Here is a 25,564-nt window from a genome sequence, read left to right on the forward strand (position 1 = left end):
TGCTCCAGCCGCGCGAACCAGTCCCGGCGCCGCGAGCGTTCGGCGACCTGCAGGGCTGCGAGCGCGGCACGTTCCCGCTCCCCCAGGTCGTCGCTCATGTGTTCGAGTGTACCCGACACCGGCGACAGACGCGACGCAGGACGACAAACACCTACGTACGCGACAGCGGCGACCACGCGGGCAGCACGTTCCGCACCCCGATCCACTCTCGGACCTGCCGAACGTGCCGCTCGCGTCCCCGGCGCACCGACAACGCCGCCCGCCACGGCCGCGGCCGGGCAACCGAGCACGAGCCGGACGCCGGCCCTGCCGGACGGTCCGAACGAGCGCAGGGTGGCGTCATGGAGTTGATCTGCATCGAGGAGCACACCGTCGACGGCGACATCCGGGCGGCCGCCGGGCCGGCGCTGGAGCGCGAGGCGCCTTACCTGGACCGCCAGCTCGGGTCGGGCGCCGGCGACGACACCACGGCGGACCGCCCCGTCCCGGTGCGCATGGACCTGGCCCTCGAACGGGCGCAGGACCTCGGCGCGGGCCGCATCGCGGCGATGGACGCGCACGGCATCGACGTGCAGGTCGTGTCGTACAGCAGCCCCGCCCAGCTCGTGCCCGACGCCGATGCCGTCCGGTTGACGCGGGCCGCGAACGACCGCCTCGCGGCGGCCGCCGCCGCGTACCCCGACCGGCTCGCCGGCTTCGCCGTCCTGCCATGGCAGCACCCGCAGGCCGCCGCCGACGAGCTCGAGCGCACGGTGCGGGAGCTCGGGATGTGCGGGGCGCTGATCGTCGGACGACCGGGCACGACGTTCTTCGACGACCCGCGCCACAGCCCCGCCCTCGAGAAGGCCGCGGCCCTCGGCGTCCCGCTCTACCTGCACCCGTTCGCGCCCCTGCCGCAGGTGCAGGAGCCGTACTACGGCGGGTTCGCCGACGAGGTGTCCGCGACCCTCTCGCTCGCCGGCTGGGGCTGGCACCACGAGGCCGGCGTCCACGTCCTGCGGATGATCCTGGGCGGGGTGTTCGAGCGGATCCCGGGCCTCCAGGTGATCAGCGGCCACTGGGGCGAGATGGTGCCGTGGTTCCTGCCGCGCCTCGACGATGCCCTCCCGTCGCGGGCGACCGGTCTCTCCGGGTCGATCAGCGAGATCTACCGCGAGCACGTCTGGGTCACGCCGAGCGGGATGTTCCACGCCGGCCAGCTCGCGTTCGTCCGCGACGTCGTCGGGCTCGACCGCGTGATGTGGTCGGTCGACCACCCGTACCTGACGATGGACGGCACCCGCGGGTTCCTCGACGGCGCCGACCTCACCGACGACGAGCGCCACGCCGTCACCCACGGCAACGCGAAGGCCCTGCTCGGGCTCTGACCGTCGCCGATGATCGTGGCGGCTTTCCTGACGCTGAGCGTCAGGGTGGACGCCAGGCTGACAACCCCGCCGGCGCGCCGACCGCACGAGAGCACGGCGTGTCGCGTCGGCGAGGATGTGGCGATCCTGGCGTCACACGCCAGCAAAGCCGCATTGCTCGAACACCCCGGGCCTCGCAGACCCCCCCCCGGAACACCTCAGGACCCCGCCAGGGCCGCGCGGAGCTGGGGGTCGAGGGGGGCGGTGGTGTCGACGGCGAGGTGGGGGACCGGCGGGGGCGTGGCGGGGCGCATGCGGGCGACGAAGAGGTCGAACGCGGCGAGCTTGCCGGCGTCCTGCGCGCGGCCCCGGGCCTCGAGGCGACGGCGCAGGGTGGTGGGGTCGCAGGAGGCCCAGACGAGACGGACGGGGTCGCCGCCGAGCTCGTCCACCCACGCCGACCACCGCGCGGGGTCCCGGATGAGGCCCGTGAACGGCGCGCTGAGCAGCACGGGGCACCCGCGCTCGCGGATCTCCCGCGCGACGGACGTCATCCCGCCGTACTCGTGGGCCTTGACGTGCTCGTCGTACCAGTCGCCCTCGCGCTCGCCGTCCGGGCGCCCGGCCGCCGCGAGCGTGGCGGCGACGAACCCGCCGTAGAGCGTGTCCTTGTCGAGCAGCGCCGGCACCGGGCCTCCGACATCCCGCAGCAGGGCCAGCAGCCGGTCGGCCACCGTGCTCTTCCCCGCGCCCGGCGCCCCGGCCACGACCCACAGGTCCGCGGGCCTCACGGGCCGGCCTCCGGGCCCTGGCTGCGGCGCCGGCGGCCCCGCTCGACGGCGTCCAGCACGGCGCGCAGCACCAGGCCGATGATCAGCAGGTCGCCGACCATCTGCACGGTGACGACGATGCGCGTCGACTCGGCGAGCGCCGCGATGTCGCCGAACCCGACCGTCGCGAACACGGTCACGGCGAAGTAGAGCGCGTCGGTGCGGGTCAGCGGCTCCGTGAACGCCGCCGGGTCGGCATCGGAGGCGAGGACGTAGACCGCCGCGAAGAGCAGGAGGAAGGCCGGGATCGCCAGCGCGAGCGTCTCGAACGCCCGCAGGCCGGGGTAGGGGGCCCGGACGATGGCCCGCAGCTGCCACACGAGCACCACACCGAGCGCGACCAGGCCCGCGACCAGCGTCAGCCCGGTGACCGCGGCGGACTCCAGGGTCAGCGGGAGCAGGTAGTACACGACCACCAGTGCCGTGACGGTCAGCGTGGCGCGGACCAGCGACAGGGCGGTGTCCCGGCGCGGGGCGAGGGAGAAGGGCGGGTGCCCCGGGCTGCTCACACCCCGCAGCGCACCGCATGCGGACCGTCGACACCAGCAACCGCGGCGGCGCGTGTCGTGACGATCCGGACCCGCAGGATGTCCCGGCACGGGCCGTCGGTGCGCCAGGATCATCGCCGGAGCAGTCGCAGAGAAGTCGCGGAACAGAACGCCAGCCGCAGGGAAATCGCGGACCAGCCGCGAGGACAACGACCGACCCGAGGGACGACGGATGCGCTACAACGACGACGCCGAGCTCGACGCGTCCGAGGTCACCGACGCGCGGGGCGAGGGCGGCGGCGGCTCGGCCGGGTTCGGCGGCGGGTTCGGCGGCGGGGGCGGCGGGGGGATGGGCGGCGGCCTGCTCCCGCTGCTCCTCGGGCTGCTCTTCCGCGGGCGCAGCGGCAAGGTCAGCTGGGTCCTCATCGTGGTGGTGGTCGTCGGCTTCCTCGCGTTCCAGTTCCTCGGCGGGGGCACGGGAAGCACCACCAACTCCACGGGCTCGTCCGTCACGGGCGGCTTCGGCCAGCCCGGCGGCCCGGCGGTGGCCGGCACCTCGCAGCTCGCGAGCACCTGCCGCACGGGCGCCGACGCGAACCGCAACCCCGACTGCGCGATCGTCGCGGACATCAACTCGATCCAGGCCTACTGGACCGGCGGTGGCTACGCCGCGGTCGCCCCGACCGTGCGCGGCGCGCAGCCGCGGTACACGAACGTCGACACCAAGTTCTTCACCGGCACGGTGAACACCCGCTGCGGCAGCGCCGACTCGAGCGCCGGGCCGTTCTACTGCCCGGCCGACGACCTCGTGTACATCGACCTGAGCTTCTACGACCAGCTGCGCCAGCAGTTCGGGGCCCAGGGCGGCGGGCTCACCAACGCCTACGTCCTGGCCCACGAGTACGGCCACCACGTCCAGGACCTGCTCGGCACCGAGGCGGCGGTGCGCACTCGGCAGGGCGCGACGTCGGACTCCGTGCGCCTCGAGCTGCAGGCCGACTGCTACGCCGGGGTCTGGATGAACCACGCCGCGCAGCCCGCGGCCGGCCGGCCGGCGTTCTTCACCGAGATCACCCAGGCCGACCTCGACGGCGCGATCGACGCGGCGCAGCGCATCGGCGACGACTACATCCAGGGCCGGCTCGGCGGCGGCACCGTCGACCCGGACTCGTTCACCCACGGCACCTCGGCCCAGCGCAAGAAGTGGCTCACGACCGGCTACACGACCGGCGACCCCACGCGGTGCGACACGTTCCGGACGAACGACCTGGGGTGACTCCCGCCGATCCGCCGGCTTGACCGATGCGGTGGGGCCATCGGGCGGTAGTCGACCGACCACGTCCCGTTGCACCCTCGGGGGTGAGGCGCGTCACGCGCCGGGACGACGAGGAGGACGCCGATGTCCGAGGCCGTGTCCACCGATCTCGACGCCGTGGTGGTGGGAGCCGGGTTCTCCGGGCTCTACATGCTCCACCGCCTGCGCGACACCCTCGGGATGTCGGCGCTGGTGATCGAGACCGCCGACGACGTGGGCGGCACCTGGTACTGGAACCGCTACCCGGGGGCGCGCTGCGACTCCGAGAGCTACTTCTACAGCTTCTCCGACCGCCTCTCCGAGGATCTCCTCGAGGAGTGGACCTGGACCGAGCGCTTCGCCGGCCAGCCGGAGATCCTGCGCTACCTCCAGACCGTCGCCGAGCGCTTCGACCTGCGCCGTGACATCCGTTTCGGCACCACCGTCACCGCCGCGTCCTGGGACGAGGACGCCGGCCGCTGGCAGGTCGACACCGACGCCGGGGACCGCCTCACCGCCCGCTTCCTGATCACCGCGGTCGGCTGCCTGTCGACGACGAACCTGCCCGAGTTCCCCGGCCGCGACAGCTTCCGCGGCCCGACGTTCCACACCGGGCTCTGGCCGCACGAGGGCGTCGACTTCACCGGGCAGCGGGTCGCCGTGATCGGCACCGGCGCCACGGGCGTCCAGCTCATCCCCGAGGTCGCCGAGCAGGCGGCGCACGTCACCGTCTTCCAGCGCACCCCGAACTACGACATCGCGGGCGGGAACCACCCGGTCACCCCCGAGTTCGACCGGCGGATCAAGGACGAGTACCGCGCGATCTGGGCGCGCACGCGCGACACGGCCTTCGGCTTCCCCTACGACGTGGCCGAGCGGACGGCGCTCTCGGTGCCCGAGGACGAGCGCCGGGAGATCTTCGAGGAGGCGTGGGCGCAGGGCGGCTTCCGGCTCGGGACGACGTTCAACGACCTGCTCCTCGACGCCGACGCCAACGAGACGGCCGCCGAGTTCCTCCGCAGCAAGATCCGGGAGCGGGTCGACGATCCCGAGGTCGCCGAGATGCTCGCGCCGAAGGACCACCCGTTCTTCACCAAGCGCCCGCCGCTGGAGAACGGCTACTACGAGACCTACAACCGGGAGAACGTGACGCTGGTCGACGCCCGGCGCACGCCGATCGAGGAGATCACGCCCACCGGCGTGCGGACGGCCGACGGTGAGTACGAGGTCGACGCCATCGTGTACGCGACCGGCTTCGACGCGATGACCGGGACGCTGTTCCGGCTGAACATCACCGGGCGCGACGGGCTGGGCCTGGCCGACAAGTGGGCCGGGGGACCCCGGACCTATCTCGGGATCGCCAGCCGCGGCTTCCCGAACCTGTTCATGCTGACCGGCCCGCAGAGTCCGTCGGTGCTCTCCAACATGGTGGTGTCGATCGAGCAGCACGTCGACTGGGTCGCCGACTGCCTGCGCCACCTCCGCGAGCAGGGCGTCGAGCAGATCGAGCCGGTCGCCGAGGCCGAGGACGGCTGGGTCGCCCACCACGACGAGGTGACCGACGCGACGCTGCTGCCGCGGGCGAACTCGTGGTGGGTCGGGGCCAACATCCCGGGCAAGCACCGCAGCCTGTACCCGTACGTCGGCGGCGTCGGCGTGTACCGGGGCATCTGCGACGACGTCGCGGCCAAGGGCTACGAGGGGTTCGCGCTCAGCGGGGCGGGCGCGACGGCGGCGGTCTGAGCCCGGGGGAGGCCGCCTGACCGCACGGGAGGAACCGTCGTTGCCTCCGGCCGCGTCGCTCGTTCACCGGGTGACGCCGGTTCGTGCGGGCGTCCTCACCCGCGAGGGAGCGTCGGCGATGGGACACCACAGCAAGGGGCGGCCGGGCCGCCGCGCCGTGCCGTCGTCACCCGATCCCGAGCCCGCACCGCCGCCCGCTCCAGCGCCTGCCCCCGCGGCACCCGCCCGGCCGGCGCCGAGCACGGCGAGCGGCGTGGGCGGCCGCGACCTCGAGGACCTCGCCGACGCCGCCCGCGCGGCCCGCCGCACGGGCTGGCCGTTCGGCGTCGAGGTGCTGGCCTCGGCGGACACCCGCGGCAACCCGTCGGCGTTCCCGTGCCTGCCCACGACGCCGACGGCGCAGCCGCCCGCGGGCCCGAAGCCCCGCCGCTTCGCGACCCACCAGCCGACCGCCCCGTTCGAGGCGATCCGCACGGCCTGAAGAGACAAGGCCTGATCAGGCCGCTGCGGGCTCCGGCGCCGTCGCCGTACGGCGCAGCTTCGTCCGCGGCCCGAAGAGGGCGACGACGATCGCGCCGACGACCCACGTCGCGGCGATGAACACGAAGACGCTCTGGTAGCCGCTGCCGTTGTAGAGCGCCGCGATGATCAGCGGCCCGGCGGCGTTGGAGAGCCGGCCGACGCCGTACGAGATGCCGGTGCCCAGCGAGCGGGTGCGGGTGTCGAACAGCTCGGGCGAGTAGGCGTACGCCAGGGCGGTGTAGCCGCGCTCGACGAGGTTGACCATGAAGCCGAACACGACGATGAGCACCGGGTCGAAGGTCAGGCCGTAGAACAGCCCGCAGACCCCGATGACGGCGCCGAACACCGCCAGGCACCACTTGCGCTCGAACCGGTCGGTGACGGCGGCCGCGAGCAGGCAGCCCAGCGGCGCGCCGACGGTGGTGAGGGCGACGTAGAAGATCGAGTTCTCGACGCTGAAGCCCTGCTTCGCGAGCAGCGTCGGGGCCCAGCTCGAGTACCCGAAGAAGCCGATGGTCTGCGTGACCCACAGGACGCAGAGCAGCAGCACCGGGAGCAGGACGCGGCGGCGCAGCAGCACCCGGTACCACGGGTCGCCGTCCGGGGCGGTGCCCGCGGGCTGCTCGGGCAGCGCCGCCGGCTCGGGCAGCGGGCCCTTCTCGGCGGCGACGGAGGACTCGATGTCGCGCAGGACGGCGTCGGCGCGCTCGTGCTCGCCGCGGCTCTCCAGCCAGCGCGGCGACTCGCGCAGGTGGCGCAGGAAGAACACGAAGAACAGCCCGAGCGCGCCCCAGAGGTAGACCAGGCGCCAGGACCAGTCCGACATCGGCACGACGAAGCTCGCGATGAGGCTGGTGGCCGGGGTGCCGCAGATGCCGATGGCGATCGCGTACGCCTGGTACTTGCCGCGCTTCGCGGCCGGGAACAGCTCGCTGACGTAGATCACCGCGACGACGGTCATGGCCGCGAGCCCGGCGGAGGTGAGGAACCGGAACACGCCGAGCGAGACGACGTCCCACGAGAACACCGACGTCAGCGAGAAGACGCCGAAGAGGACCACCGTGACGGTCAGCGCGCGCTTGCGTCCCACGCGGTCGGCGAGCGCGCCGGCGGCGATCGACCCGAGGAACATGCCGACGAACGACGTCGAGGTCACGTAGGCGACCTGGTTGACGGTGACGCCCCACAGCTTGAGCAGGCGCGGCGCCGTGACGGCGAAGGTGTTGATGTCGGCGAACTCGAAGAAGTACGCGAACGACACCGCCACCAGCGTCACGAGGTGGAAGCGCCCGATCGGGAGGCGGTCGAGCCGCTGCTGCGCCGTCGGCGCCGCGGGGGAGTCAGGCGTGGTCATGACGAGCCCTCCTCGGGCCAGTACAGGCGCATCGGGTTGTCGACGAGCAGGCGGCGCCGCGCGTCGGCGTCCGGCGCGAGGTGGGCGACGTGGTCGACGAGCAGCCCGTCGTCGGGCATGTGGTCGGTGAGGTTCGGGTGGGGCCAGTCGGTGCCCCACAGCACGCGGTCGCCGTGCTCGGCCACGACGCGGCGGGCGAAGGGCACGACGTCGGTGTAGGCGTGCCGCTCGCCGTCGACGGCGGGCGGCCCGGTGACCGACAGGCGCTCCGGGCAGCCGACCTTGACCCACACGTCGTGGCGCTCGACGAACCGCAGGAAGCGCGCGAACTCGGGGCCGTCGGGGTCGCCGGTGACGTCGGGGCGGGCCATGTGGTCGACGACGACGGGCACCGGGAGCCGCGCGAGGACGTCCTCCATCCCGGGCAGGTCGGCCGCCTCGAGGTAGACCACGACGTGCCAGCCCAGCGGCGCGACCGCGGCGGCGACGGCCGCCATCTCGTCGGGCGTGGCGGCGTCGACGAGGCGCTTCAGGAAGGCGAACCGGACGCCCCGCACGCCGGCGTCGTCGAGCTCGCGCAGCTCGGCCGCGGTGACGTCGGGCCGCACCGTGGCGATCCCGCGGGCCCGCCCGCTGGCGGCGCGCACGGCGTCGGCCATCGCCCGGTTGTCCGCCCCGTGGCACGTCGCCTGCACGACGACCTGCCGGTCGAACCCGAGGTGGTCGCGCAGGGCGAACAGCTGCTCGCGGCCCGCGTCGGTCGGGGTGTACTTGCGCTCCGGGGCGTACGGGAAGACGTCGCCGGGCCCGAAGACGTGGCAGTGCGCGTCGACCGCACCCGGGGGCAGGGCGATCGTCGGACGCGACGGTGTCGGGTCCCAGGTCAGCCAGCCGGGGCTCGGCGTCGTCGGCATCGGAGCCACTCTGCTCTCCCGTCGTCGTGGTGACCCGGGTGAGCTTCCCTGCCGACCCGGATCGGCGCAAGGATTGTCAACAATTTTGTGGTGACTCTTGTTGCCGATATTGGTGAGCGCTAGCGTCCCTCGACCATGTCCACCCCGACCGCCCGTCTCGCCACGCGGGTGACGGCCCTGTGCTGGTTCGTCGTCCTGCTCGACGGCCTCGACCTCTTCGTCTTCGGCGCCGTCCTGCCCCGTCTGCTCTCCGAGCACGCGCTCGGCCTGACCCCGGCCGTGGCCGGGGAGATGGGGAGCCTGACGACCTTCGGGATGCTGCTCGGCGCCGTCGGGTCGGGGGCGATCGCCGACCGGCTCGGACGCCGCTGGGGGCTGGTCCTGGGCGTCACGGTTTTCTCCCTGGCCTCGCTCGCGACGGCGCTGGCGCCCTCGATCGCGGTGTTCGGCGCCGCGCGCTTCGTGGCCGGGCTCGGACTGGGTGGGCTGCTGCCGACGGCGATCGCCATGGCGATGGAGTACGCGACGCCGCGTCGCCGGGCGCTCAGCGTCGCGGTGGTGATGACGGCGCACCAGGCCGGGGGCGCCCTCGCCGGTGCGCTGGGCCTGGGGCTCGCGGCGTCGATCGGCTGGCGCGGGGTCTTCCTCCTCGGCGCGGTCCCGCTGGTGGTCGCCGTCCCGGCGCTGCTGGCGTGGCTGCCCGAGTCGCCGAGCTTCCTGGTCGCCCGCGGTCGTCGCGCCGAGGTGGACGCCATCGCGCGGCGCCACGGCGTCGACGCGGCGTCGCTGCTGCCGGCGGAGGAGGAGCGCTCCGAGGAGGTCGGTCTGCGCGCGCTGTTCGCCCGCGGCGCGCGCCGGACCACGCTGCTGTTCTGGGTCGCCTCGTTCTTCGGCCTGCTGCTGGTCTACGGGATGAGCACCTGGCTGCCGACGATGATGCGCGCGAACGGCTACGAGCTCGGCTCGGCGGTGGCCTTCCTCGTCGTCATCAACATCGGCGGGATCGTCGGCCTGCTCATCGCCGGTCCCGTGGCCGATCGGGTGGGGCCGCGGCCGGTCGCGATCACCTGGTTCGCGCTCACGGCGGTCGGCGTCGCGCTCATGGCGATCAGGATGCCGGTGCTCGCGACGTACGCCGTGGTGTTCTTCGCGGGCACGTGGCTCTTCAGCGCCCAGGTCATGGTCTACGCGTTCGTCGGCAGCTCGTTCGGCCCCGCCGCGCGCGGCACCGCGCTCGGCTGGACCGCCGGGATCGGGCGGGTCGGCGCCGTCGTCGGGCCGAGCCTCGGCGGGTTCCTCGTCGCGGCCGGGGCGTCCACGTGGGGGTTCGCCGTCTTCGCGGTCGCCGGCGTCCTCGGGGCCGTCGCGGTCGCCCTCGTGCCCCGGCGCCGCGCCGTCCGCGCGGAGCTCGCGACACCGGCGCTCGCGTAGTGTTCGGCGGCACCACAGCGACGGGACACCACGCACCGGGGAGGTCGGCGATGAGCTCCGCACCGGACGCCGCCGGGCCGGCCGGGGTCCCGAGCGGGCCGGTGGAGGTCGTCGACCTGGTCCGGCGCGCCATCCACGAGGGCGACTTCGCCCCGAACCAACGGCTCGTCGAGGCCGACCTCTCGGTGCAGTTCGGCGCGAGCCGTGCGGCCGTGCGCACCGCGCTGGTGCAGCTCGCCGCCGAGGGCCTCGTCGAGCGCGTCCAGAACCGCGGGGCCCGCGTGCGGGCCGTGTCGCTGGAGGAGGCCATCGAGATCTCCGAGGTCCGCATGGTCGTCGAGGGCCTCTGCGCGGCGAAGGCCGCCCAGCGCGCGAGCGACGAGGACCGCGCGGCGCTGCAGGAGATCGCCACCGGCATGCGCGCCGCGGTCGAGCGCGGCGACGTGTTCGGCTACTCGGAGCTCAACCGGCGCCTGCACGCCGCCGTACGGTCCGTCGGCGGGCAGGCGGTGGCCGACGGCGTCCTCGAGCGGCTGCGCGGGCAGAACGTGCGCCACCAGTTCCGGCTGGCGCTGCTGCCGGGACGGGCCTCGGTGTCCCTGCCCCAGCACCTCGAGATCGTCGACGCGATCTGCGCCGGCGACGCCGACCGTGCCGAGGCGGCCATGCGGACGCACCTCGCCAGCGTCATCGAGACGCTGCCCCAGGTCGCGCAGGGCACCTCCGGCTCCTGAGGTCGACGCCACGCCCATCGCAGCCCTGAACTGTCGCGAAAAATGTTGACAATCTTGGCGACACATTCGACGCTCGGACCAGAGGCTCGCGGGAGGAGGAACCCATGCGGACGGTGGTCGTGACCGACTCGCCACGCGCCGACGCCGGCGACGCCGCGGCGCTCGGGGACTACGGGGTCGCGACGGTCCACGAGGCGCTGGGACGGGTCGGGTACCTCGGCCCGGAGTTCCGCCCCGCCTGGGCCGGCGCCCGCGCCGGGGGGACCGCGGTGACGGCGCTGTGCTGGCCGGGCGACAACCTGATGATCCACGTGGCGGTCGAGCAGTGCCGCCCCGGCGACGTCCTCGTCGTCGCCACCGCGTCGCCGTCGACCGACGGCCTCTTCGGCGAGCTGCTCGCGACCTCGCTGGCGCAGCGCGGCGTGCGCGGCGTGGTGCTGGCCTGCGGCGTGCGCGACGTCGCCGACCTGCGGACGATGGGCTTCCCGGTCTGGTCGCGCGCGGTCTCGGCGCAGGGCTCGGTGAAGGCCACAGCGGGCGCGGTGAACGTGCCCGTCACGGTCGGCGGGCAGGTCGTGCACCCCGGCGACGTCGTCCTCGGCGACGACGACGGCGTCATGGTCGTGCCGCGGGCCGACGTCGGGCGGGCGCTCACGGCGTCGCAGGCCCGCGTCGAGAAGGAGGCCGCGACCCGGGAGGCGCTCCGGGCCGGCGAGCTCGGGCTCGACCGCTACGGCCTGCGGGACCGGCTGAAGGAGCTCGGGATCGAGTACGTGGCGCATGAGTGATCACGAGGACGGCGTCCGCGTCACGATGATGCGCGGCGGCACGTCGCGCGGGCTCTACGTCGAGGCGTCCGACCTGCCCGCGGACCCGGCCGCGCGCGACGACCTGCTGCTGCGCCTCATGGGCACGCCCGACCCGCGCCAGATCGACGGGCTCGGCGGGGCGACGTCGCTGACGAGCAAGGTCGCCGTCGTCGGCCCGTCGGCGCACCCGGACGCGGACGTCGACTACCTGTTCCTCCAGCTCGGCGTCGACGAGCCGACCGTCTCCGACCAGCAGAACTGCGGCAACATCCTCGCCGGCGTCGGCCCGTTCGCGATCGGGCGCGGTCTCGTCGCCGCGACCGACGGCACCACCGACGTCCGCATCCGCATGGTCAACTCCGACAGTACCGCCGTCGCGACCGTCGCCACCCCCGGCGGGCGGGTCACGTTCGCCGGCGACGTCGCGATCGCCGGGGTCCCCTGCACCGCCGCCGGGATCACGCTCGCGTTCGCCGACACCGAGGGCTCGGCCACGGGCGCGCTGCTGCCGACCGGCCGCGTGCGCGACACCGTCGACGGCGTCGAGGTCACGTGCGTCGACAACGGGATGCCGGTGGTGCTCGCGCTCGCCGCGGCCTTCGACCTGACGGGCCACGAGAGCCACGAGGACCTCGCCGCCGACACCGCCCTCGCCGCGCGCATCGACGGCCTGCGCACCAAGGCCGGCGCGCTCATGGGCCTCGGCGACGTGACGGCGTCGTCGGTGCCCAAGACCGTCCTGCTCGCCCCGCCCGCCGACGGCGGCCACGTGGCGACCCGCTCGTTCATCCCGGTCCGCCCGCACACGGCGGTGGGCGTGCTCGCCGCGGTCAGCGTGGTCACGGGGATGCTGCTGCCCGGCGCGGTCGGCCACGAGATCGCGCAGACGTGGCCCGCGGGCGCGACGCGGATCGACGTCGAGCACCCGACCGGGCACTTCCTCGTCGACGTCGCCGTCGACACCTCGGTGAGCCCGCCGCGGGTCGTCCGCTCCGGGGTCGTGCGCACGGCCCGGACGCTCATGGACGGCGTCGCCTTCCCCCGCCCCGCCCCCGACCACGGAGAGGTCTAGCCGTGCCGCCCCTGCACGACGTCGCCCACCTCGCCCACCTCGAGCTGCGCACGCCCGTGCTCGAGGAGAGCGTCGCGTTCTTCACCGACTACCTCGGCCTCACGGTGAACGGCACCGTCGGCGACTCGGTGCTCCTGCGCGCGTTCGACGACTACGAGCAGACGACGCTCAAGCTCACCCCGCACGCGACCTCCGGGATCGGGCGCACGAGCCTTCGCGCCGCGAGCCCGGAGGCCCTCGACCGCCGGGTGGCGGCGATCGAGGCCACCGGGCACGGCCTCGGCTGGGTCGACGGCGACCCCGGCACCGGACCGACGTACCTGTTCACCGACCCCGACGGCCACGAGGTCGGGATCTACTACGAGAGCGAGTGGTACCGCGCGCCCGCGGAGCTCGCGCCGTCGCTGAAGAACCAGGCCCAGGCCTACCCCGGCCGCGGGGTGTGCGTGCGGCGCCTCGACCACGTCAACTACCTCGGTGTCGAGGTGGAGACCAACCGCGACTACCTGCGCGACACGCTCGGCGCGATGGTCACCGAGCAGATCGTGCTCGACGACGGGTCGGTCGCCGGCAGCTGGACGACCTTCACGAACAAGGGCTACGACGCGGTCTACACCCGCGACCGCACGGGCACCGCCGGCCGCCTGCACCACATCGCCTTCGCCGTCGACAGCCGCGCCGACATCCTGCGGGCCGCCGACATCGCGATCGACCACGGCGTGTTCATCGAGACCGGCCCGCACAAGCATGCGATCCAGCAGACGGTCTTCCTCTACGTCTACGAGCCCGCCGGCAACCGCATCGAGCTGTGCAACGCGGGCGCGCGGCTGGTCCTCGCGCCGGACTGGGAGCCGGTCGACTGGACCGAGGCCGAGCGGGCGAAGGGCCAGGCCTGGGGCCTGCAGACGATCGCGTCGTTCCACACCCACGGCACGCCGCCGGTCGAGGGCGTCGCCTCGTGAGCACCGCCGTCGCCGTGCTCGGCCTCGGTGAGGCGGGGTGGGAGATCGCCGCCGACCTCGTCGCCGCCGGCGCCGAGGTGCGCGGCTACGACCCGAAGGTGACACCGGCTGACATGATCAGCGCGCGGGTCGACGAGGCCGACGCGGTCCGCGACGCCGACCTCGTGCTGTCGGTCAACAGCTCCCACGACGCGCTCGACGCCCTGGCGAACGCCGCCGCGGGCCTGCGTCCGGGCACGGTCTGGGCGGACCTCAACACCGCCTCGCCCGGGACGAAGGCGGCGCTCGTCGACGCGGCGCCGGACGGGGTCGCGGTGGTCGACGTCGCCCTGATGTCGCCGGTGCCCGGCAAGGGCCTGCGCACGCCGATGCTGGTCAGCGGGGAGGGCGCCGCGCGGTACGCGCATCTGCTCGGCTCACTCGGCGCCGACGTCACCGTGCAGCCGGGCCCGGCCGGGACCGCGATCTCCCGCAAGCTGCTGCGCAGCGTGTTCTACAAGGGCCTCGCGGCCGCGGTGGTCGAGGCGCTCGAGGGGGCGCGGGCGGCGGGCTGCGAGGAGTGGCTCGCCGGCAACGTCGCCGCCGAGCTCGCCGGGTTCGACGCCGCGACGATCGACCGCCTCGTCGACGGCACCCGCCGCCACGCGCGCCGGCGCGCCGACGAGATGGCCGCGGCCGCACAGCAGCTGCGCGAGCTCGGCGTCGCGCCCCGCAGCGCCACCGCCGCCCACGACCTGCTCGCCGCGCTGCGGGACGGAGGATCCTGATGATCATCGACTGCCACGGTCACTACACGACGGCCCCCGCGGCCCACACCGACTGGCGCGCCGCCCAGACCGCGGCGGCGGACGCGGGAACGCCGGCCCCGCTCTACCCGGAGATCACCGATGAGGAGATCCGGGAGAGCGTCGAGGGCAGCCAGCTGCGGCTCATGGCCGAGCGCGGCATCGACCTGACGATCTTCTCGCCGCGCGCGTCGGCGATGGGCCACCATGTCGGCGACGAGGCCGTCAGCGCCGCGTGGACCCGCGCCTGCAACGACCTGATCGCCCGCGTCGTGGGGCTCTTCCCGCGGCACTTCGCCGGCGTCGGTCAGCTCCCGCAGTCGCCCGGCGTGCCGATCGAGCACGCGGTGGGCGAGCTGCGCCGCTGCGTCTCCGAGCTCGGGTTCGTGGGCGTCAACCTCAACCCCGATCCCTCGGGCGGCCACTGGACCGCGCCGCCGCTGACGGACAAGGCCTGGTACCCGTTCTACGAGGCCATGGTCGAGCTCGACGTGCCGGCGATGGTGCACGTCTCGGCGGTGACCAACCCGAACTTCCACGCCACCGGCTCGCACTACCTCAACGCGGACACCACCGCGTTCATGCAGCTGCTCCAGGCCGACCTGTTCGCCGACTTCCCCGGGCTGCGGCTGGTGATCCCGCACGGCGGCGGCGCGGTGCCCTACCACTGGGGTCGCTTCCGCGGCCTGGCCGACATGCTCGACCGGCCCGCGGTCGAGCAGGCCCTGATGGGCAACGTCTTCTTCGACACCTGCGTCTACCACCAGCCCGGCATCGACCTGCTCTTCGGCGTGATCGACCACGCCAACATCCTCTTCGGCTCCGAGATGGTCGGGGCGGTGCGCGGGATCGACCCGCAGACCGGGCACCACTTCGACGACACCCGCCGCTACGTCGACGCCCTCGACCTCGCCCCCGACGACCGCGCCCGGGTCTACGAGGGCAACGCCCGCCGCGTCTACCCCCGGCTGGACGCCCTCCTGCGTGAGCAGGGCCGCTGACCCCGGGGCTGGTGCCCGCGCGGGGCGGGCGGCGAGGCTGGTCGGCATGGCGAGGACGGTGGACTGGGACGAGGGGGACGGCCCGGACCGCGCGGCGGCCGTCCTGGCGATCGACCAGCGCGCGCTGCCCGGCGAGTACCGGGTGCGGCGCCTGGCGAGCGTGGACACGCTGATCGACGCGATCGCCGACCTGACGATCCGCGGCGCCCCGGCGCTCGGCGCCACCGGGGCGCTCGGCGTCGCGCTCGCCGCCCGCCGGCATCCCGGCGACCCCGACACGGTGCGGGCCGAGGCGGAACGGGTCGCCGCGGTCCGCCCGACGGCGGTGAACCTGCGCCGCGGGGTCGAGCGGGCGCTCGCCCGGCTCGACGACGGCGCCGACGCCGTGGTCGCCGAGGCCTGCGCGGTGCTCGACGAGGACGAGGCCACGAACCGCCGCCTCGGTACCCGTGCGGCGGACGTGCTGACCGCGCTCGGTCCCGACTGCCCGCTGCGCCTGCTGACCCACTGCAACGCCGGCGCGCTGGCCACGGTCACCTGGGGCACCGCGCTGGGGGCGGTCCGCGAGCTCGCCGAGCGGGGCCGCGTCGCGGAGGTCCTCGCGTGCGAGACCCGCCCGTTGCTGCAGGGCGCGCGGCTGACCGTGTGGGAGCTCCGCGAGATGGGCGTGGCCCACCGCCTGCTCGTCGACGGGGCGGCGGCGTCGGCGATGGCGCGGGGGCTCGTCGACGCCGTCGTGGTCGGTGCCGACCGCATCGCCGCCAACGGCGACGTCGCCAACAAGATCGGCACCTACGCGCTGGCCTGCGCCGCCGCGCAGCACGGCGTCCCGGTGGTCGTCGTCGCGCCCGAGGCCACCGTCGACCGCACGACGGCCTCGGGCGCGGACATCGTCATCGAGGAGCGCGCGGCCGACGAGGTCCGGGGGTTCGCCGGCGTCGTCACGGCGCCGCCGGACACGCCCGTCTACAACCCCGCCTTCGACGTGACGCCCGCGGCGCTGCTGGCCGCGGTGGTCACCGAGGGTTCGACCTTCCGCGGCGGGGCCTGGGCGGGGGAGAAGGCGCTGAGTCGGTAGGAGGCGGGTAGGAAGGCCCGTGATGGCGACTCCCTCCCTGACGCTCAACGACGGCACCGCGATCCCGCAGTTCGGGCTCGGCGTCTACCACGTGCCCCCGGAGGACACCGCCGCGCTGGTCGCCGCGGCCCTCGCGACGGGTTACCGCCACGTCGACACCGCGCAGCAGTACGGCAACGAGGCCGGGGTCGGGCAGGGCCTGCGCGACGCCGGTGTGCCGCGCGACGACGTGTGGATCACGACGAAGCTCCACGACGCCGAGCACTCCCACGACGCCGCGATCGCCGCGCTCGAGGCGAGCCTCGAGCGGCTCGGGACCGACCACGTCGACCTCTTCCTCATCCACCGCCCCGGCCCGGACGGCCCCGACAGCGACGTCGCCGCCTGGCGGGCCATGGCCGCGCTGCGCGCGGACGGGCGTGTGCGCTCGATCGGCGTCTCCAACTTCGAGCGCCGGCAGCTCGACCACCTCGTCGCGGAGACCGGCGTCGTGCCGTCGGTGCACCAGATCCGGGTCAACCCCCGCACGCCGCACCGGGCCCTGCGCGCCCACCACCGCCGGCGGGGCATCGCGACCGAGTCGTGGGGGCCGCTGCGCGAGGGCCGCCTCGTCGACCACCCCGTCGCCCGGCGGGTGGCCGCGCGGGTCGGCCGCACCCCGGCCCAGGTCGTGCTGCGCTGGCACCTCGAGCAGGGGCTGATCGTCTTCCCGAAGGCGTCGAGCCCGGAGCGGCTGCGCGAGAACCTCGGCGCCACCGAGTTCACGCTCTCGCGCCGCGACGTGCTCGAGCTCAGCGCCATGCGACGGTGGTTCTGAGGGTCAGGCCGGCACCAGCCCCGGCACGGCCCCCAGCTCCGCGCGCACCCGCGCCGTGCCCTCGACCATCGCCCGCAGCTTGGCCGTCGCCACCGCCGTCGGCAGGTGTCGCAGGCCGCAGTCGGGGTTGATGACCAGACGCTCGGCGGGCACCAGGTCGAGCGCCCGGTGGATGCGCGCCGCGACGAGCTCGGGCGTCTCGACGGTGTGCGACTTGACGTCGATGACCCCCAGCCCGAGCGCGCGGTCCCACCCGGAGCGGGCGATCACCGGCAGGTCCTCGTCGCCCTTGCGCGCGAACTCCAGCACCAGCTGGTCGACGTGCGCGTCGAGCACGGCGGGGAACAGGAAGTCGTAGTGCCCTTCCCACAGGGGGCGGGCGTAGCGGTTGCCGTAGCAGACGTGCAGTGCCCAGGTGACGTCCCTGCCGGTCGTGCCGACGTCGCGCGTGACGATGTTGATCGCCTCGACGGCGAGGCCGACCTGCTCGGGGTAGCCGGCGAGGAACGGCTCGTCGATCTGCAGCACGTCGGCGCCCGCGTCCCGGAGCGCCCCGGCCACCCCGCCGAGCACGCGGGCGATCGCGCGCACCAGCTCCGCCGGGTCGTCGTGGACGGTGTCGCTGACGCGGTGGGCGAGCGAGAACGGGCCGGTCAGCGAGAACTTCACCGGCCGGTCGGTGCGCGCGCGGGTGAAGGCGAGGTCCGCGTCCAGGCCCAGCCCGGCGTCGTCGGGCGGGACCGGCGCGACCGGCGAGGTGCGGACCCACGCGTCGTAGTAGTCGTAGTAGAAGTCCTTCGCGGGCTGCGGGATCGCGATGCCCGGGATGCGCGCGAGCAGGTAGTCGACGTCGTTGTCGCGACGCAGCTCGCCGTCGGTGACGATGTCGAGCCCGGTCAGCTCCTGGTCCTTGATCGCGGCGGTCACCGCGCAGTCGTGGACCCCGTCGAGCTGGGTGCGGCTCATGCGGCTGCGGAACCAGTCGGTCTTGAGGCGCTCGAGCCACTCCGGCACGGGCCAGGAGCCGACAACGGTGGTCGGGAGGAGCGAGGTCGGCATCATCAGTCCCTCACCTGCGCGGTCATCGTGACGATGTTGGTGCCGGTGCGGTGGGCGAACGGCGCGTAGCTGACGTCGAACCCGCGCCGCCGGCCGATATGGGCGAGCAGCGGACCGTTCACCCAGTTCACGACCGAGCCGTCGTACTTGCCCGGGCCGCGGAACCCGGTGCGGTACGCGCCCACGTCCCGCGCGAAGAGGTCGTGGCACACGAGCTTGCCGAAGGGGTGGAGCAGCCCGATCGTCTCGGTGAAGCTCGCCACCGCCCCGTTGCTGACGTGCATGCGGACGTCCGCGCCGGACTCCAGCAGCGGGCGCAGCGCCTCGCCGTTGACGGTGGGCGAGAGCTCGTAGGTGTCGAGCCCGGCGAGCCCGGCGTAGCGCTCGGCGAGGCGGACCGCCGACCACGTCCGGCGCCAGAACTCGACCGCGTCCTCCGGGCTGGAGACGTGGTCAGGCCGCGCCTCGGCGAGCAGGGTCGGGCCGAGGCGCAGCAGCGCGTGGACGAGCCCGCCGAGCTGGTCGGGCCGCGCGTTCACCGACGCGGCGATCTCGGCGGCGTCCGCGGCGGGCAGGAACGCGCGGGACTCGACGAGGTAGGTGCGCCCGCCGAGCTGGGCGACCTCGTCGGTCGGCAGGTTGTCGTAGACGTTCGAGATGTAGATCAGGAAGACCCGGAACTGCAGGAATGCCAGCACCGACCGCGGCTTGCAGGCGTCCATGACGAACGAGCTGACGTGCTCGGCGTGCTCGGCGACGGTCTCGCGGGCGAGGTCGAGGACGTGCGGCGAGTAGTCGCACATGAGGTAGTGCAGGCGCCGGTAGTACCCGCGGCCGTGCTCGACGTCGAGCTCGCGGAGCTCGTCGAGGAACACCCGGGCCTGCGCGCCGTTGCCGACGCCGATCTCGACGACGTAGAGCTCGGGCGGCAGCGCGCCGCGGTCGGCCAGGCCGTCCCAGACCGCGAAGAGCTCGCGGATGACGCCGCGGGCGGCGTCGTGGTTGCGCGCGTCGCTCTCCCCGCCCGGCAGCGCCTGCTCGTAGGCCTGGCCCGTCGCCTTCTCCCACTGCTCGAGCGCGGTCCAGTACAGGGCGTTGAAGCCCCAGATGCAGCTCTCGCGGGTCGGGCCCCAGTCCTCGAGGACGACGTCCGGCGTCTCGCGGGTCTCCAGCGCAGCGCGCGTGGTCGCCCGGAGGTCGACGCCGGCAGCGCGGCGCACGTCGACCGCGACCTCGAGGTCGTCGTCGCGCACGCCCTCGGGGAGCGGTGCGTCCGGCGTCGAGGACAGGATCGGCCGCACCTCCACGACGTCGCGGAAGTTCTGCTTGTACTGCACCCAGTCGCAGACGACGCGGACGCGCGACAGGTCGGTGTCGCTCTCGCCGAGCGCGCCGACCACCGGGCCGAGCGACTCCTCGACCGTCACCGGGCTCGTGCGGCTGCGCAGGCGGGCGTGCGGGCGGAAGTCCACGAGCATCCGCGTCTCCTCGTCTCCCCGGGCGGTCCTTCCTCGACAGCCTGCGGCCGCGGTGTGGCGTGCGTCATCGTCGGCGACCACAGGAAACGGGCGTGCGGTGTTGTGGCTGCGCACGACGACGCGGGCGGGTCCCGACGGCGAGACTCGCGACCATGGGAAACGACCCGGTCGCTGCGGCCGCCCAACGGCTGACGGGTGACGCCAGCATCGAGGTGACCCCGCGGGAGACGGCGACCCTGGACGAGGTGGCCGGTGTGCTCCCGGCCGGCACCTCGGTGTTCGTCACCGATCTGGCGCCGCTCGGTCTCGAGCCGAGCCTCGACGCCGCCCGCCGGATCGCCGGGCACGGCCTGCGGCCCGTCGTCCACCTGGCCGTGCGGTCGATCCCGGACCTGCCCGCGCTCGACCGCACGCTCGGGCGGCTCGCCGACGCGGGGGTCGCGGACCTCCTGCTGATCGCCGGGTCGCGGGCGCCGGCCGGGGCGGTCGAGAACACGATCCAGGTGCTCGAGTCGGAGGCGTTCCGGCGCCGGCGCTTCGCGAGCGTCGGCGTCGCGGGCCACCCGGAGGGCAACCCCGGCGTCGACGAGGGCGCCGTCGACCACGCCCTCGCGCGCAAGGACAAGATCGCCCGCGAGGAGGGTCTGCGGCTCTACGTCGTCACGCAGTTCGCCTTCGCCGCGGACCCCGTCCTGGGGTGGGAGCGCCGGATGCGCGACGCGGGCATCACGCTGCCCGTCCGGGTGGGGCTGCCCGGGCTGACGTCCCCGGCGCGGCTGCTGAAGTTCGGCCTCTCGTGCGGCGTCGGGCCGTCGCTCGCGGTGCTGCGCAAGCAGACCGGCAGCGTGCTCAAGCTCGCCACCACCCGGACCTACCGACCCGCGGAGACCCTGCTCGGGCTGGCCAGGGCCGTCGCCGCCGACCCGGAGAACCTGATCTCCGGTGTCCACTTCTTCCCGTTCGGTGCCGTCGTGCCGACGGCCCGCTGGGCCCGCGCGATCGCGGAGGGCGGGCCCGTCACGGACGGGGAGTGAGACGCAGAGCGAGCGGTACCGACCACGCACTTCCCGGATCGTCCCGGTCCCGGCCCGGTCGTCGAGGGCGCCCTGACAGCGGTGTGGCGACCCGTGTCCCGAGGACACGCTCCTCCGATGCGGGTCAGCCGGTTCGCCGTGCCGCGGCGCGCCGGCGCGGCAGGACGACACCGACGCCGATCAGCCAGAGCAGCCCGCCGAACCGGACCACCGGCAGCACCGGCGCGAGGGCGGGCAGCACGAGGACGAGCACCGCGACGACGCCGAGCCCCGCCAGCACCAGCCCGGCGACGGCCACCCAGCGCGGCAGCAGACCGAGCACCAGGCACGGCACCGCGACGCCGGCGAGCAGCAGCGCGAACGGCACCGCGAAGCCGGGGCCGCCGGCGAGGAAGCTCAGCTGCGCGAGCGCGGCCGCGACGCCCGCGTCGCCGGCCGGGGCCACGGCGAGGGCGGTCGCGCCGACCAGCCCGCTCGCGGCCATCGCGGCGGCGGCCAGCAGCCCGCCGGCGAGCCCGATGGTCGGGCCGGCGACCCGGACGCCGAGCACCTGCAGGCGCTGGTGGAACGCGGCGGCGAGCACGGCGAGCGGAGCGGCGGACGAGAAGAGGAGCAGCGTCGACACCGCGGCGCCGAGACCGCCCGCCTGGTGCAGCGCCAGCGCCGTCCCCGGCGCCGCCCCGGGGCGCGGGCCGGCGTAGAGCGCCGCCCCCGCCACGGTGAGGACCAGGGAGGCGAGCGCCGGGAGCCACAGCGGCGGACCGCCCGTGCCGGGGCGCGCCGTGCGGTCTGCGGCGGTGTCGGCCGTCGTCGTGGTCATGGCGACCATCTCCGTTCTTGTGTGTCATCATGACAAGTTGTCATGATTACGAGGTGAGCACGGTCTGTCAACGTCTCGCCCGTCGCGGGTGATGGCGGGCCGGGTCCGGGCCGCGAGAGTCGCGCCATGGACCCGGACGGCTCCCCGGCGGACCTGCTCCGCTCGCCCGCCTACCTGCGCCTCCTGCTCGTCGCGGTGCTGCTCGGCATCCCGATCTCGGCGCTCGCGTACGGCTTCCTCGCCGCCGTGCACGCGCTGCAGGACCTGCTGTTCACCGACCTCCCATCCGCCCTCGGGTTCGCGGTCGCCCCGCTCTGGTGGCCGCAACCGTGGCTCGCGGTGGGCGGGCTGCTCGTCGGCGCGACCGTGCGCTACCTCCCCGGCCACGGCGGCGCCTCGCCGGCCGACGGCTTCGGCGAGCACCCGCCGCCGACCCCGCGGGAGCTGCCCGGCGTCATCCTCGCCGCGTTCGCGACGCTCGTGTTCGGCGCCGTGCTCGGGCCGGAGGCGCCGCTCATCGCCATCGGTGGCGGGCTGGCCGTGCTGGCCCTGCGCGCCGCCCGCGGGACGCCCGACCAGCGGGTCGTCGCCGTCGTCGCGAGCACCGGCAGCTTCGCCGCGATCAGCACCCTGCTCGGCTCGCCGCTGCTCGGCGCCTTCCTGTTGATGGAGGCGGCGGGCATCGGCGGCGGCATGATGGGCCTGGTCCTGCTCCCTGGTCTGCTCGCCGCCGGCATCGGCTCGCTGATCTTCGTGGGCCTCGGGACGCTCACCGGGTTCGGGCCGGTGTCGCTCGCCCTGCCCGACCTGCCCGCGTTCGCGCGCCCCGAGCTGGCGCAGTTCGGGTGGGCGGTCGTCATCGGCATCGCGGCCGCCGTCCTGGGCACGGCGATCGCACGGTCCGCGCTGGGCGTGCGCACGATCGTGGAGCGGTCCCCGGTGCTGCTCACGGGCGCCGTCGGCGTGGTGGTCGCGCTGCTCGCGGGGCTCTACGGCCTGCTCACCGGCAAGCCCGTTGCCGACGTGCTCTTCTCCGGCCAGGACCAGCTGCCCGGCCTGCTCGCGAGCGCCGCGACCTACTCCACGGGCGCCCTGCTGCTCCTGCTCGCGGCCAAGGCCGTCGGCTACGCCGTGTCCCTGTCCGCCTTCCGCGGCGGCCCGATCTTCCCGGCGATGTTCCTCGGCGCCGCGGGCGGGATCGCCGTCGCGCCGCTGCCGGGGATGTCGCTGGTGCCCGCGGTCGCGATGGGGATCGGCGCCATGGCGGTCGCGATGCTGCGGCTGCCGCTGACCTCGGTGCTGCTGGCGGTGCTGCTGCTCGGGGCCGACGGGCTCGCCGTCACCCCCGTGGTCATCGTGGCGGTCGTGGTGTCCCATCTGGCGACGGCACGCCTGCGGGCCCCTCGGCCGAGCGCGTCTCGACGGGAAGACCCGTCGGCTCCGCCATCAGGTGCTCGACCCGATCCGCGATCCGACGCCTCGCCTCGACCCGCACCATGATCTCGCCGAGGACCCCGATCAGCAGGCCCCACGACGCGACGACGAAGAGCCACGTCCCGGCCCGGGTGAGCGAGGGATAGAGGAAGAAGATGCTGCCGACGACGAAGGCGAAGTTGCCGATGAGCCCGATCCCGAGGTGGACCCAGGGCATGTCGTGGGCGGTCCTGCTGATGTGGCGCAGGTACAGGAACAGGAGCACGTGCGGAACGGTCGCCGGATCAGGCCGTTGGGGCCTCACCCGCGCGGGGTGACACCGGCGCGGATCACCAGGCGACGGGCAGGGCGTGCAGGCCGTAGACCGCCATGTCGTCGCGGAAGGACAGGTCGTCGACCGGCGCCGTGACGTGCAGGCCGGGGAAGCGGCGCAGCAGGGCCGGGTAGGCGACCTGGAGCTCGATGCGGGCGAGCTGCTGGCCGAGGCACTGGTGGATGCCGTGGCCGAAGGCGACGTGCGGGTTCGGCGCGCGGTGGACGTCGAGCCGGTCGGGCTCGTCGAACGTCTCCGGGTCGCGGTTGGCCGCCTCGCCGGCGGCGATCACGCCCTCGCCCGCGCGCACGGTGACCCCGCGCAGCTCGACGTCCTCGACCGCCACGCGCCGACGCCCGAGGTGCACCACGGTGAGCAGCCGCGGGAGCTCCTCGACCGCGGTGCGCACGGTCGCGTCCTCGCCGTCGCGGACGACGGCGGCCTGCGCCGGGTCCTGGAGCAGCGTGAGCGTCCCGAGCGCGATCATGTTCGCGGTGGTCTCGTGGCCGGCGACGAGCAGGAGCATGCCCATCGCGCCGGCCTCCTCGCGGGTGAGCTCGCCGGCGGCGACCTGCCCCGCGAGGCGCCCGAGGACGTCGTCGGGCGCGTCCTCCTCGCGGTCGGCGACGAGGCCGGCGAGGTAGTCCTTCAGCTCGACGGCGGCGGCGAGCTGGTCGTCGGCGGCCGACCGCGTGTCCACCAGGCAGTGCGAGAGCCGCTGGAAGTAGGCGTGGTCGTCGTAGGGCACGCCGAGCATCCGGCAGATCACCAGCGAGGGCAGCGGCAGCGCGAACGACTCGACGAGGTCGACCGGCTGCGTCGCCGCGGCCATCCCGTCCAGCAGGTCGTCGGTGATCGCGGCGATCGAGGGGCGCAGGGCCTCGACGCGCCGCACGGTGAACTCCGGGATCAGCATGCGGCGGTAGCGGGCGTGCTCCGGGTCGTCCATCGAGATGAACGACGGCACCGCGCGCCGCCGCGTGGCGAGACCCGCGGACGTGGCGGGGTAGCCCTCGCGGGTGGCGTCGGAGCTGAGTCGTGGGTCGGCGAGCACCGCCCGGACGTCGTCGTGCCGCGTCACCAGCCACGGCGTGCTGCCGTCCCACAGCCGCACCCGGCGCACCGGCTCCTGCTCCCGGATCGTGTCCAGCTCGGCCGGCGGGTCGAACGGGCACTGCCGGGCCATCGGGTAGGCCGGCGTGTCGACCTGCGCCTCGACGCTCATGGCACCTCCACCGCTCGCGACTATGTGCATAGGCTAACTAATCGCTAGGGGTGACGTCGAGGGTGCGGTGGGTGACGAGGCTCAGTAAGATCCGGAGCTGGTGAGCGAACGCTCCGCTCAGCGGAACGTCTGCTCACCAAATCTGGATCTTGCCCGTCCTCACTTCGCGTGGGCGAGCCGGAAGTCGTCGGCGTGATCACGGGTCCAGGCCGCGTAGGTGCGCGCCGGACGGCCGAGGACGCGCTCGACGTCGTCGCTCACGCGCTCCGGCGAGGCCTCCAGCGTGGCCCAGTACGCCAGCGCCGCGCTCGCGTACTCCCGCCCCATGATCGTGGCCATCTCCGCCTCGGCCTCCGCCCGTGCCTGATGGCGGACGATGCCACCCGGGGCGACGATCTCGGCCTGGCGGCGCATCGTGAGCTGCTCGGGTCCGGTGATCTCGTAGGCCGTCCCCGCGTGGCGCGGGTCCTGCAGTGCGGCCGCGGCGACGTCGGCGATGTCGCGCTCGTGCACCGGCGACCGCACGGCCTCGGGGAAGGGCAGGGCGACGGGCTCGCCCGCGCGGATCGCCGGCGCCCACCCGAGGGTGTTGGCGGCGAACCCGCCGGCGCGCAGGAACGTCGCGCCGACCCCCGTCGCCCGGAGGGCGGCCTCGACGTCGGCCCAGGCGCCGTCCTTCGGGCCCACCCGATCGTCCTGCAGTTCGGCGGCCGACAGGTACACGACGCGGTCGACGCGCGCGGCGAGGGCACCGGCGACGGCGTCCGCGCCGGTGCCGTCGAGCCCCGGCCAGAGCAGGAACGCGGCGTTGGCGCCGGCGGCCGCGCGGGCCACGTCGTCGGGGACCAGGAGGTCGCCGCGGACGACCTCGACGGCGGCGGGGAACCGGGCGGTGCCGGGGTGCCGGACGAGCGCACGGACCCGCACGTCGGCGTCCAGCAGAGCGGTGACGAGGTGCCGGCCGACGGTGCCCGTCGCGCCGGTGACGAGGACGGTCCGTGGCTGCTGTCCGTTCATGCCC

24 protein-coding genes and 1 pseudogene are annotated in these 25,564 nt (G+C 74.4%); 15 read left to right on the forward strand and 10 right to left on the reverse strand.

Annotation, left to right across the window (positions count from 1 at the left end):
* The first annotated feature begins 341 nt into the window (after positions 1-341).
* Positions 342-1,367 (forward strand): amidohydrolase family protein, encoded by a 1,026-nt coding sequence (locus QSK03_RS21370; protein ID WP_285656408.1) that lies wholly within the window; start codon positions 342-344, stop codon positions 1,365-1,367.
* A gap of 197 nt (positions 1,368-1,564) precedes the next feature.
* Here the strand turns inward: QSK03_RS21370 and QSK03_RS21375 are convergent, their stop codons facing one another.
* Positions 1,565-2,137 (reverse strand): P-loop nucleotide/nucleoside kinase family protein, encoded by a 573-nt coding sequence (locus QSK03_RS21375; protein ID WP_285656411.1) that lies wholly within the window; start codon positions 2,135-2,137, stop codon positions 1,565-1,567.
* A complete protein-coding gene (locus tag QSK03_RS21380; protein WP_285656414.1) occupies positions 2,134-2,685 on the reverse strand; it encodes a potassium channel family protein in 552 nt (183 codons plus the stop codon). Before QSK03_RS21380 ends, QSK03_RS21375 begins: the two co-directional genes overlap by 4 nt.
* Before the next feature lie 211 nt (positions 2,686-2,896).
* Here QSK03_RS21380 and ypfJ point away from each other — a divergent pair, with 211 nt between their 5' ends.
* The 3 genes from ypfJ (at position 2,897) to QSK03_RS21395 (ending at position 6,182) form a co-directional block, all read left to right on the forward strand.
* On the forward strand, positions 2,897-3,940 hold the full coding sequence (gene ypfJ, locus QSK03_RS21385; RefSeq protein WP_285656417.1) for a KPN_02809 family neutral zinc metallopeptidase: 1,044 nt from the start codon (positions 2,897-2,899) through the stop codon (positions 3,938-3,940).
* A gap of 123 nt (positions 3,941-4,063) precedes the next feature.
* Entirely contained in the window at positions 4,064-5,701 is a 1,638-nt protein-coding gene (locus QSK03_RS21390) for a flavin-containing monooxygenase (RefSeq protein WP_285656420.1), read from the forward strand.
* A gap of 118 nt (positions 5,702-5,819) precedes the next feature.
* The gene (locus tag QSK03_RS21395) at positions 5,820-6,182 is read left to right on the forward strand and encodes a hypothetical protein (RefSeq protein WP_285656423.1); all 363 of its coding nucleotides are present in this window, start codon (positions 5,820-5,822) and stop codon (positions 6,180-6,182) included.
* 15 nt (positions 6,183-6,197) lie between these two features.
* Here QSK03_RS21395 and QSK03_RS21400 read toward each other — a convergent pair whose 3' ends face one another.
* Both QSK03_RS21400 and QSK03_RS21405 read right to left on the reverse strand, forming a co-directional pair.
* Complete coding sequence (locus QSK03_RS21400) at positions 6,198-7,577, reverse strand: MFS transporter (RefSeq protein WP_285656426.1); 1,380 nt, start codon at positions 7,575-7,577, stop codon at positions 6,198-6,200.
* Entirely contained in the window at positions 7,574-8,491 is a 918-nt protein-coding gene (locus tag QSK03_RS21405; protein ID WP_285656429.1) for an amidohydrolase family protein, read from the reverse strand. The genes QSK03_RS21400 and QSK03_RS21405 overlap by 4 nt, the downstream gene beginning before the upstream one ends.
* Before the next feature lie 135 nt (positions 8,492-8,626).
* Between QSK03_RS21405 and QSK03_RS21410 the strand changes: the two genes are divergently transcribed.
* The 9 genes from QSK03_RS21410 (at position 8,627) to QSK03_RS21450 (ending at position 17,180) form a co-directional block, all read left to right on the forward strand.
* Positions 8,627-9,922 (forward strand): MFS transporter, encoded by a 1,296-nt coding sequence (locus tag QSK03_RS21410; RefSeq protein WP_285656431.1) that lies wholly within the window; start codon positions 8,627-8,629, stop codon positions 9,920-9,922.
* A 50-nt stretch (positions 9,923-9,972) separates the two neighbouring features.
* Complete coding sequence (locus QSK03_RS21415; RefSeq protein ID WP_285656436.1) at positions 9,973-10,656, forward strand: GntR family transcriptional regulator; 684 nt, start codon at positions 9,973-9,975, stop codon at positions 10,654-10,656.
* A 104-nt stretch (positions 10,657-10,760) separates the two neighbouring features.
* Positions 10,761-11,444 (forward strand): 4-carboxy-4-hydroxy-2-oxoadipate aldolase/oxaloacetate decarboxylase, encoded by a 684-nt coding sequence (locus QSK03_RS21420; protein WP_285656439.1) that lies wholly within the window; start codon positions 10,761-10,763, stop codon positions 11,442-11,444.
* Positions 11,437-12,537 (forward strand): 4-oxalomesaconate tautomerase, encoded by a 1,101-nt coding sequence (locus tag QSK03_RS21425; protein WP_285656442.1) that lies wholly within the window; start codon positions 11,437-11,439, stop codon positions 12,535-12,537. The genes QSK03_RS21420 and QSK03_RS21425 overlap by 8 nt, the downstream gene beginning before the upstream one ends.
* A 2-nt stretch (positions 12,538-12,539) precedes the next feature.
* Positions 12,540-13,499: a VOC family protein gene (locus QSK03_RS21430; protein ID WP_285656445.1), complete on the forward strand. Its 960-nt coding sequence runs from the start codon at positions 12,540-12,542 to the stop codon at positions 13,497-13,499.
* Positions 13,496-14,266: an NAD(P)-dependent oxidoreductase gene (locus QSK03_RS21435; protein WP_285656448.1), complete on the forward strand. Its 771-nt coding sequence runs from the start codon at positions 13,496-13,498 to the stop codon at positions 14,264-14,266. The genes QSK03_RS21430 and QSK03_RS21435 overlap by 4 nt, the downstream gene beginning before the upstream one ends.
* Positions 14,266-15,285: an amidohydrolase family protein gene (locus QSK03_RS21440; RefSeq protein WP_285656450.1), complete on the forward strand. Its 1,020-nt coding sequence runs from the start codon at positions 14,266-14,268 to the stop codon at positions 15,283-15,285. Before QSK03_RS21435 ends, QSK03_RS21440 begins: the two co-directional genes overlap by 1 nt.
* Positions 15,286-15,331: 46 nt before the next feature.
* Positions 15,332-16,363: an S-methyl-5-thioribose-1-phosphate isomerase gene (gene mtnA, locus QSK03_RS21445; protein ID WP_285656452.1), complete on the forward strand. Its 1,032-nt coding sequence runs from the start codon at positions 15,332-15,334 to the stop codon at positions 16,361-16,363.
* Positions 16,364-16,385: 22 nt separating this feature from the next.
* On the forward strand, positions 16,386-17,180 hold the full coding sequence (locus QSK03_RS21450) for an aldo/keto reductase (protein ID WP_285656455.1): 795 nt from the start codon (positions 16,386-16,388) through the stop codon (positions 17,178-17,180).
* A 3-nt stretch (positions 17,181-17,183) separates the two neighbouring features.
* Here the strand turns inward: QSK03_RS21450 and QSK03_RS21455 are convergent, their stop codons facing one another.
* Both QSK03_RS21455 and QSK03_RS21460 read right to left on the reverse strand, forming a co-directional pair.
* The gene (locus QSK03_RS21455) at positions 17,184-18,239 is read right to left on the reverse strand and encodes a uroporphyrinogen decarboxylase/cobalamine-independent methonine synthase family protein (RefSeq protein WP_285656457.1); all 1,056 of its coding nucleotides are present in this window, start codon (positions 18,237-18,239) and stop codon (positions 17,184-17,186) included.
* 2 nt (positions 18,240-18,241) lie between these two features.
* A complete protein-coding gene (locus QSK03_RS21460; protein WP_285656459.1) occupies positions 18,242-19,717 on the reverse strand; it encodes a class I SAM-dependent methyltransferase in 1,476 nt (491 codons plus the stop codon).
* A gap of 152 nt (positions 19,718-19,869) precedes the next feature.
* Between QSK03_RS21460 and QSK03_RS21465 the strand changes: the two genes are divergently transcribed.
* Positions 19,870-20,751, forward strand: a complete 882-nt coding sequence (locus tag QSK03_RS21465) for a methylenetetrahydrofolate reductase (protein WP_285656465.1) — start codon at positions 19,870-19,872, stop codon at positions 20,749-20,751.
* A gap of 124 nt (positions 20,752-20,875) precedes the next feature.
* On the opposite strand, the gene QSK03_RS21470 is transcribed toward QSK03_RS21465, so the two are convergent.
* Complete coding sequence (locus QSK03_RS21470) at positions 20,876-21,571, reverse strand: DUF4386 domain-containing protein (RefSeq protein ID WP_285656467.1); 696 nt, start codon at positions 21,569-21,571, stop codon at positions 20,876-20,878.
* A gap of 126 nt (positions 21,572-21,697) precedes the next feature.
* On the opposite strand from QSK03_RS21470, the gene QSK03_RS21475 reads away from it, so the two are divergent.
* Entirely contained in the window at positions 21,698-23,071 is a 1,374-nt protein-coding gene (locus QSK03_RS21475; protein WP_285656469.1) for a chloride channel protein, read from the forward strand.
* 52 nt (positions 23,072-23,123) lie between these two features.
* Here QSK03_RS21475 and QSK03_RS33185 read toward each other — a convergent pair.
* The 3 genes and pseudogenes from QSK03_RS33185 to QSK03_RS21485 all read right to left on the reverse strand — a co-directional run.
* Positions 23,124-23,222, reverse strand: a pseudogene (locus QSK03_RS33185) (YrhK family protein); the annotation flags it as partial.
* A gap of 112 nt (positions 23,223-23,334) precedes the next feature.
* On the reverse strand, positions 23,335-24,543 hold the full coding sequence (locus QSK03_RS21480; protein ID WP_285656472.1) for a cytochrome P450: 1,209 nt from the start codon (positions 24,541-24,543) through the stop codon (positions 23,335-23,337).
* A gap of 159 nt (positions 24,544-24,702) precedes the next feature.
* Complete coding sequence (locus QSK03_RS21485; protein ID WP_285656474.1) at positions 24,703-25,560, reverse strand: SDR family oxidoreductase; 858 nt, start codon at positions 25,558-25,560, stop codon at positions 24,703-24,705.
* Positions 25,561-25,564 lie beyond the last annotated feature (4 nt).

This window comes from Actinomycetospora sp. NBRC 106375, from assembly GCF_030269665.1.
GTDB lineage: Bacteria > Actinomycetota > Actinomycetes > Mycobacteriales > Pseudonocardiaceae > Actinomycetospora.

Coding starts and splice junctions, on each gene's coding strand:
- QSK03_RS21370 (WP_285656408.1), top strand. CDS start 342: ATGGAGTTGATCTGCATCGAGGAGCACACCGTCGACGGCGACATCCGG.
- QSK03_RS21485 (WP_285656474.1), bottom strand. CDS start 25,560: ATGAACGGACAGCAGCCACGGACCGTCCTCGTCACCGGCGCGACGGGC.
- QSK03_RS21425 (WP_285656442.1), top strand. CDS start 11,437: ATGAGTGATCACGAGGACGGCGTCCGCGTCACGATGATGCGCGGCGGC.
- QSK03_RS21460 (WP_285656459.1), bottom strand. CDS start 19,717: ATGCTCGTGGACTTCCGCCCGCACGCCCGCCTGCGCAGCCGCACGAGC.
- QSK03_RS21470 (WP_285656467.1), bottom strand. CDS start 21,571: ATGACCACGACGACGGCCGACACCGCCGCAGACCGCACGGCGCGCCCC.
- ypfJ (WP_285656417.1), top strand. CDS start 2,897: ATGCGCTACAACGACGACGCCGAGCTCGACGCGTCCGAGGTCACCGAC.
- QSK03_RS21440 (WP_285656450.1), top strand. CDS start 14,266: ATGATCATCGACTGCCACGGTCACTACACGACGGCCCCCGCGGCCCAC.
- QSK03_RS21410 (WP_285656431.1), top strand. CDS start 8,627: ATGTCCACCCCGACCGCCCGTCTCGCCACGCGGGTGACGGCCCTGTGC.
- QSK03_RS21405 (WP_285656429.1), bottom strand. CDS start 8,491: ATGCCGACGACGCCGAGCCCCGGCTGGCTGACCTGGGACCCGACACCG.
- QSK03_RS21450 (WP_285656455.1), top strand. CDS start 16,386: ATGGCGACTCCCTCCCTGACGCTCAACGACGGCACCGCGATCCCGCAG.
- QSK03_RS21475 (WP_285656469.1), top strand. CDS start 21,698: ATGGACCCGGACGGCTCCCCGGCGGACCTGCTCCGCTCGCCCGCCTAC.
- QSK03_RS21390 (WP_285656420.1), top strand. CDS start 4,064: ATGTCCGAGGCCGTGTCCACCGATCTCGACGCCGTGGTGGTGGGAGCC.
- QSK03_RS21415 (WP_285656436.1), top strand. CDS start 9,973: ATGAGCTCCGCACCGGACGCCGCCGGGCCGGCCGGGGTCCCGAGCGGG.
- QSK03_RS21480 (WP_285656472.1), bottom strand. CDS start 24,543: ATGAGCGTCGAGGCGCAGGTCGACACGCCGGCCTACCCGATGGCCCGG.
- QSK03_RS21395 (WP_285656423.1), top strand. CDS start 5,820: ATGGGACACCACAGCAAGGGGCGGCCGGGCCGCCGCGCCGTGCCGTCG.
- QSK03_RS21465 (WP_285656465.1), top strand. CDS start 19,870: ATGGGAAACGACCCGGTCGCTGCGGCCGCCCAACGGCTGACGGGTGAC.
- QSK03_RS21400 (WP_285656426.1), bottom strand. CDS start 7,577: ATGACCACGCCTGACTCCCCCGCGGCGCCGACGGCGCAGCAGCGGCTC.
- mtnA (WP_285656452.1), top strand. CDS start 15,332: ATGGCGAGGACGGTGGACTGGGACGAGGGGGACGGCCCGGACCGCGCG.
- QSK03_RS21420 (WP_285656439.1), top strand. CDS start 10,761: ATGCGGACGGTGGTCGTGACCGACTCGCCACGCGCCGACGCCGGCGAC.
- QSK03_RS21455 (WP_285656457.1), bottom strand. CDS start 18,239: ATGCCGACCTCGCTCCTCCCGACCACCGTTGTCGGCTCCTGGCCCGTG.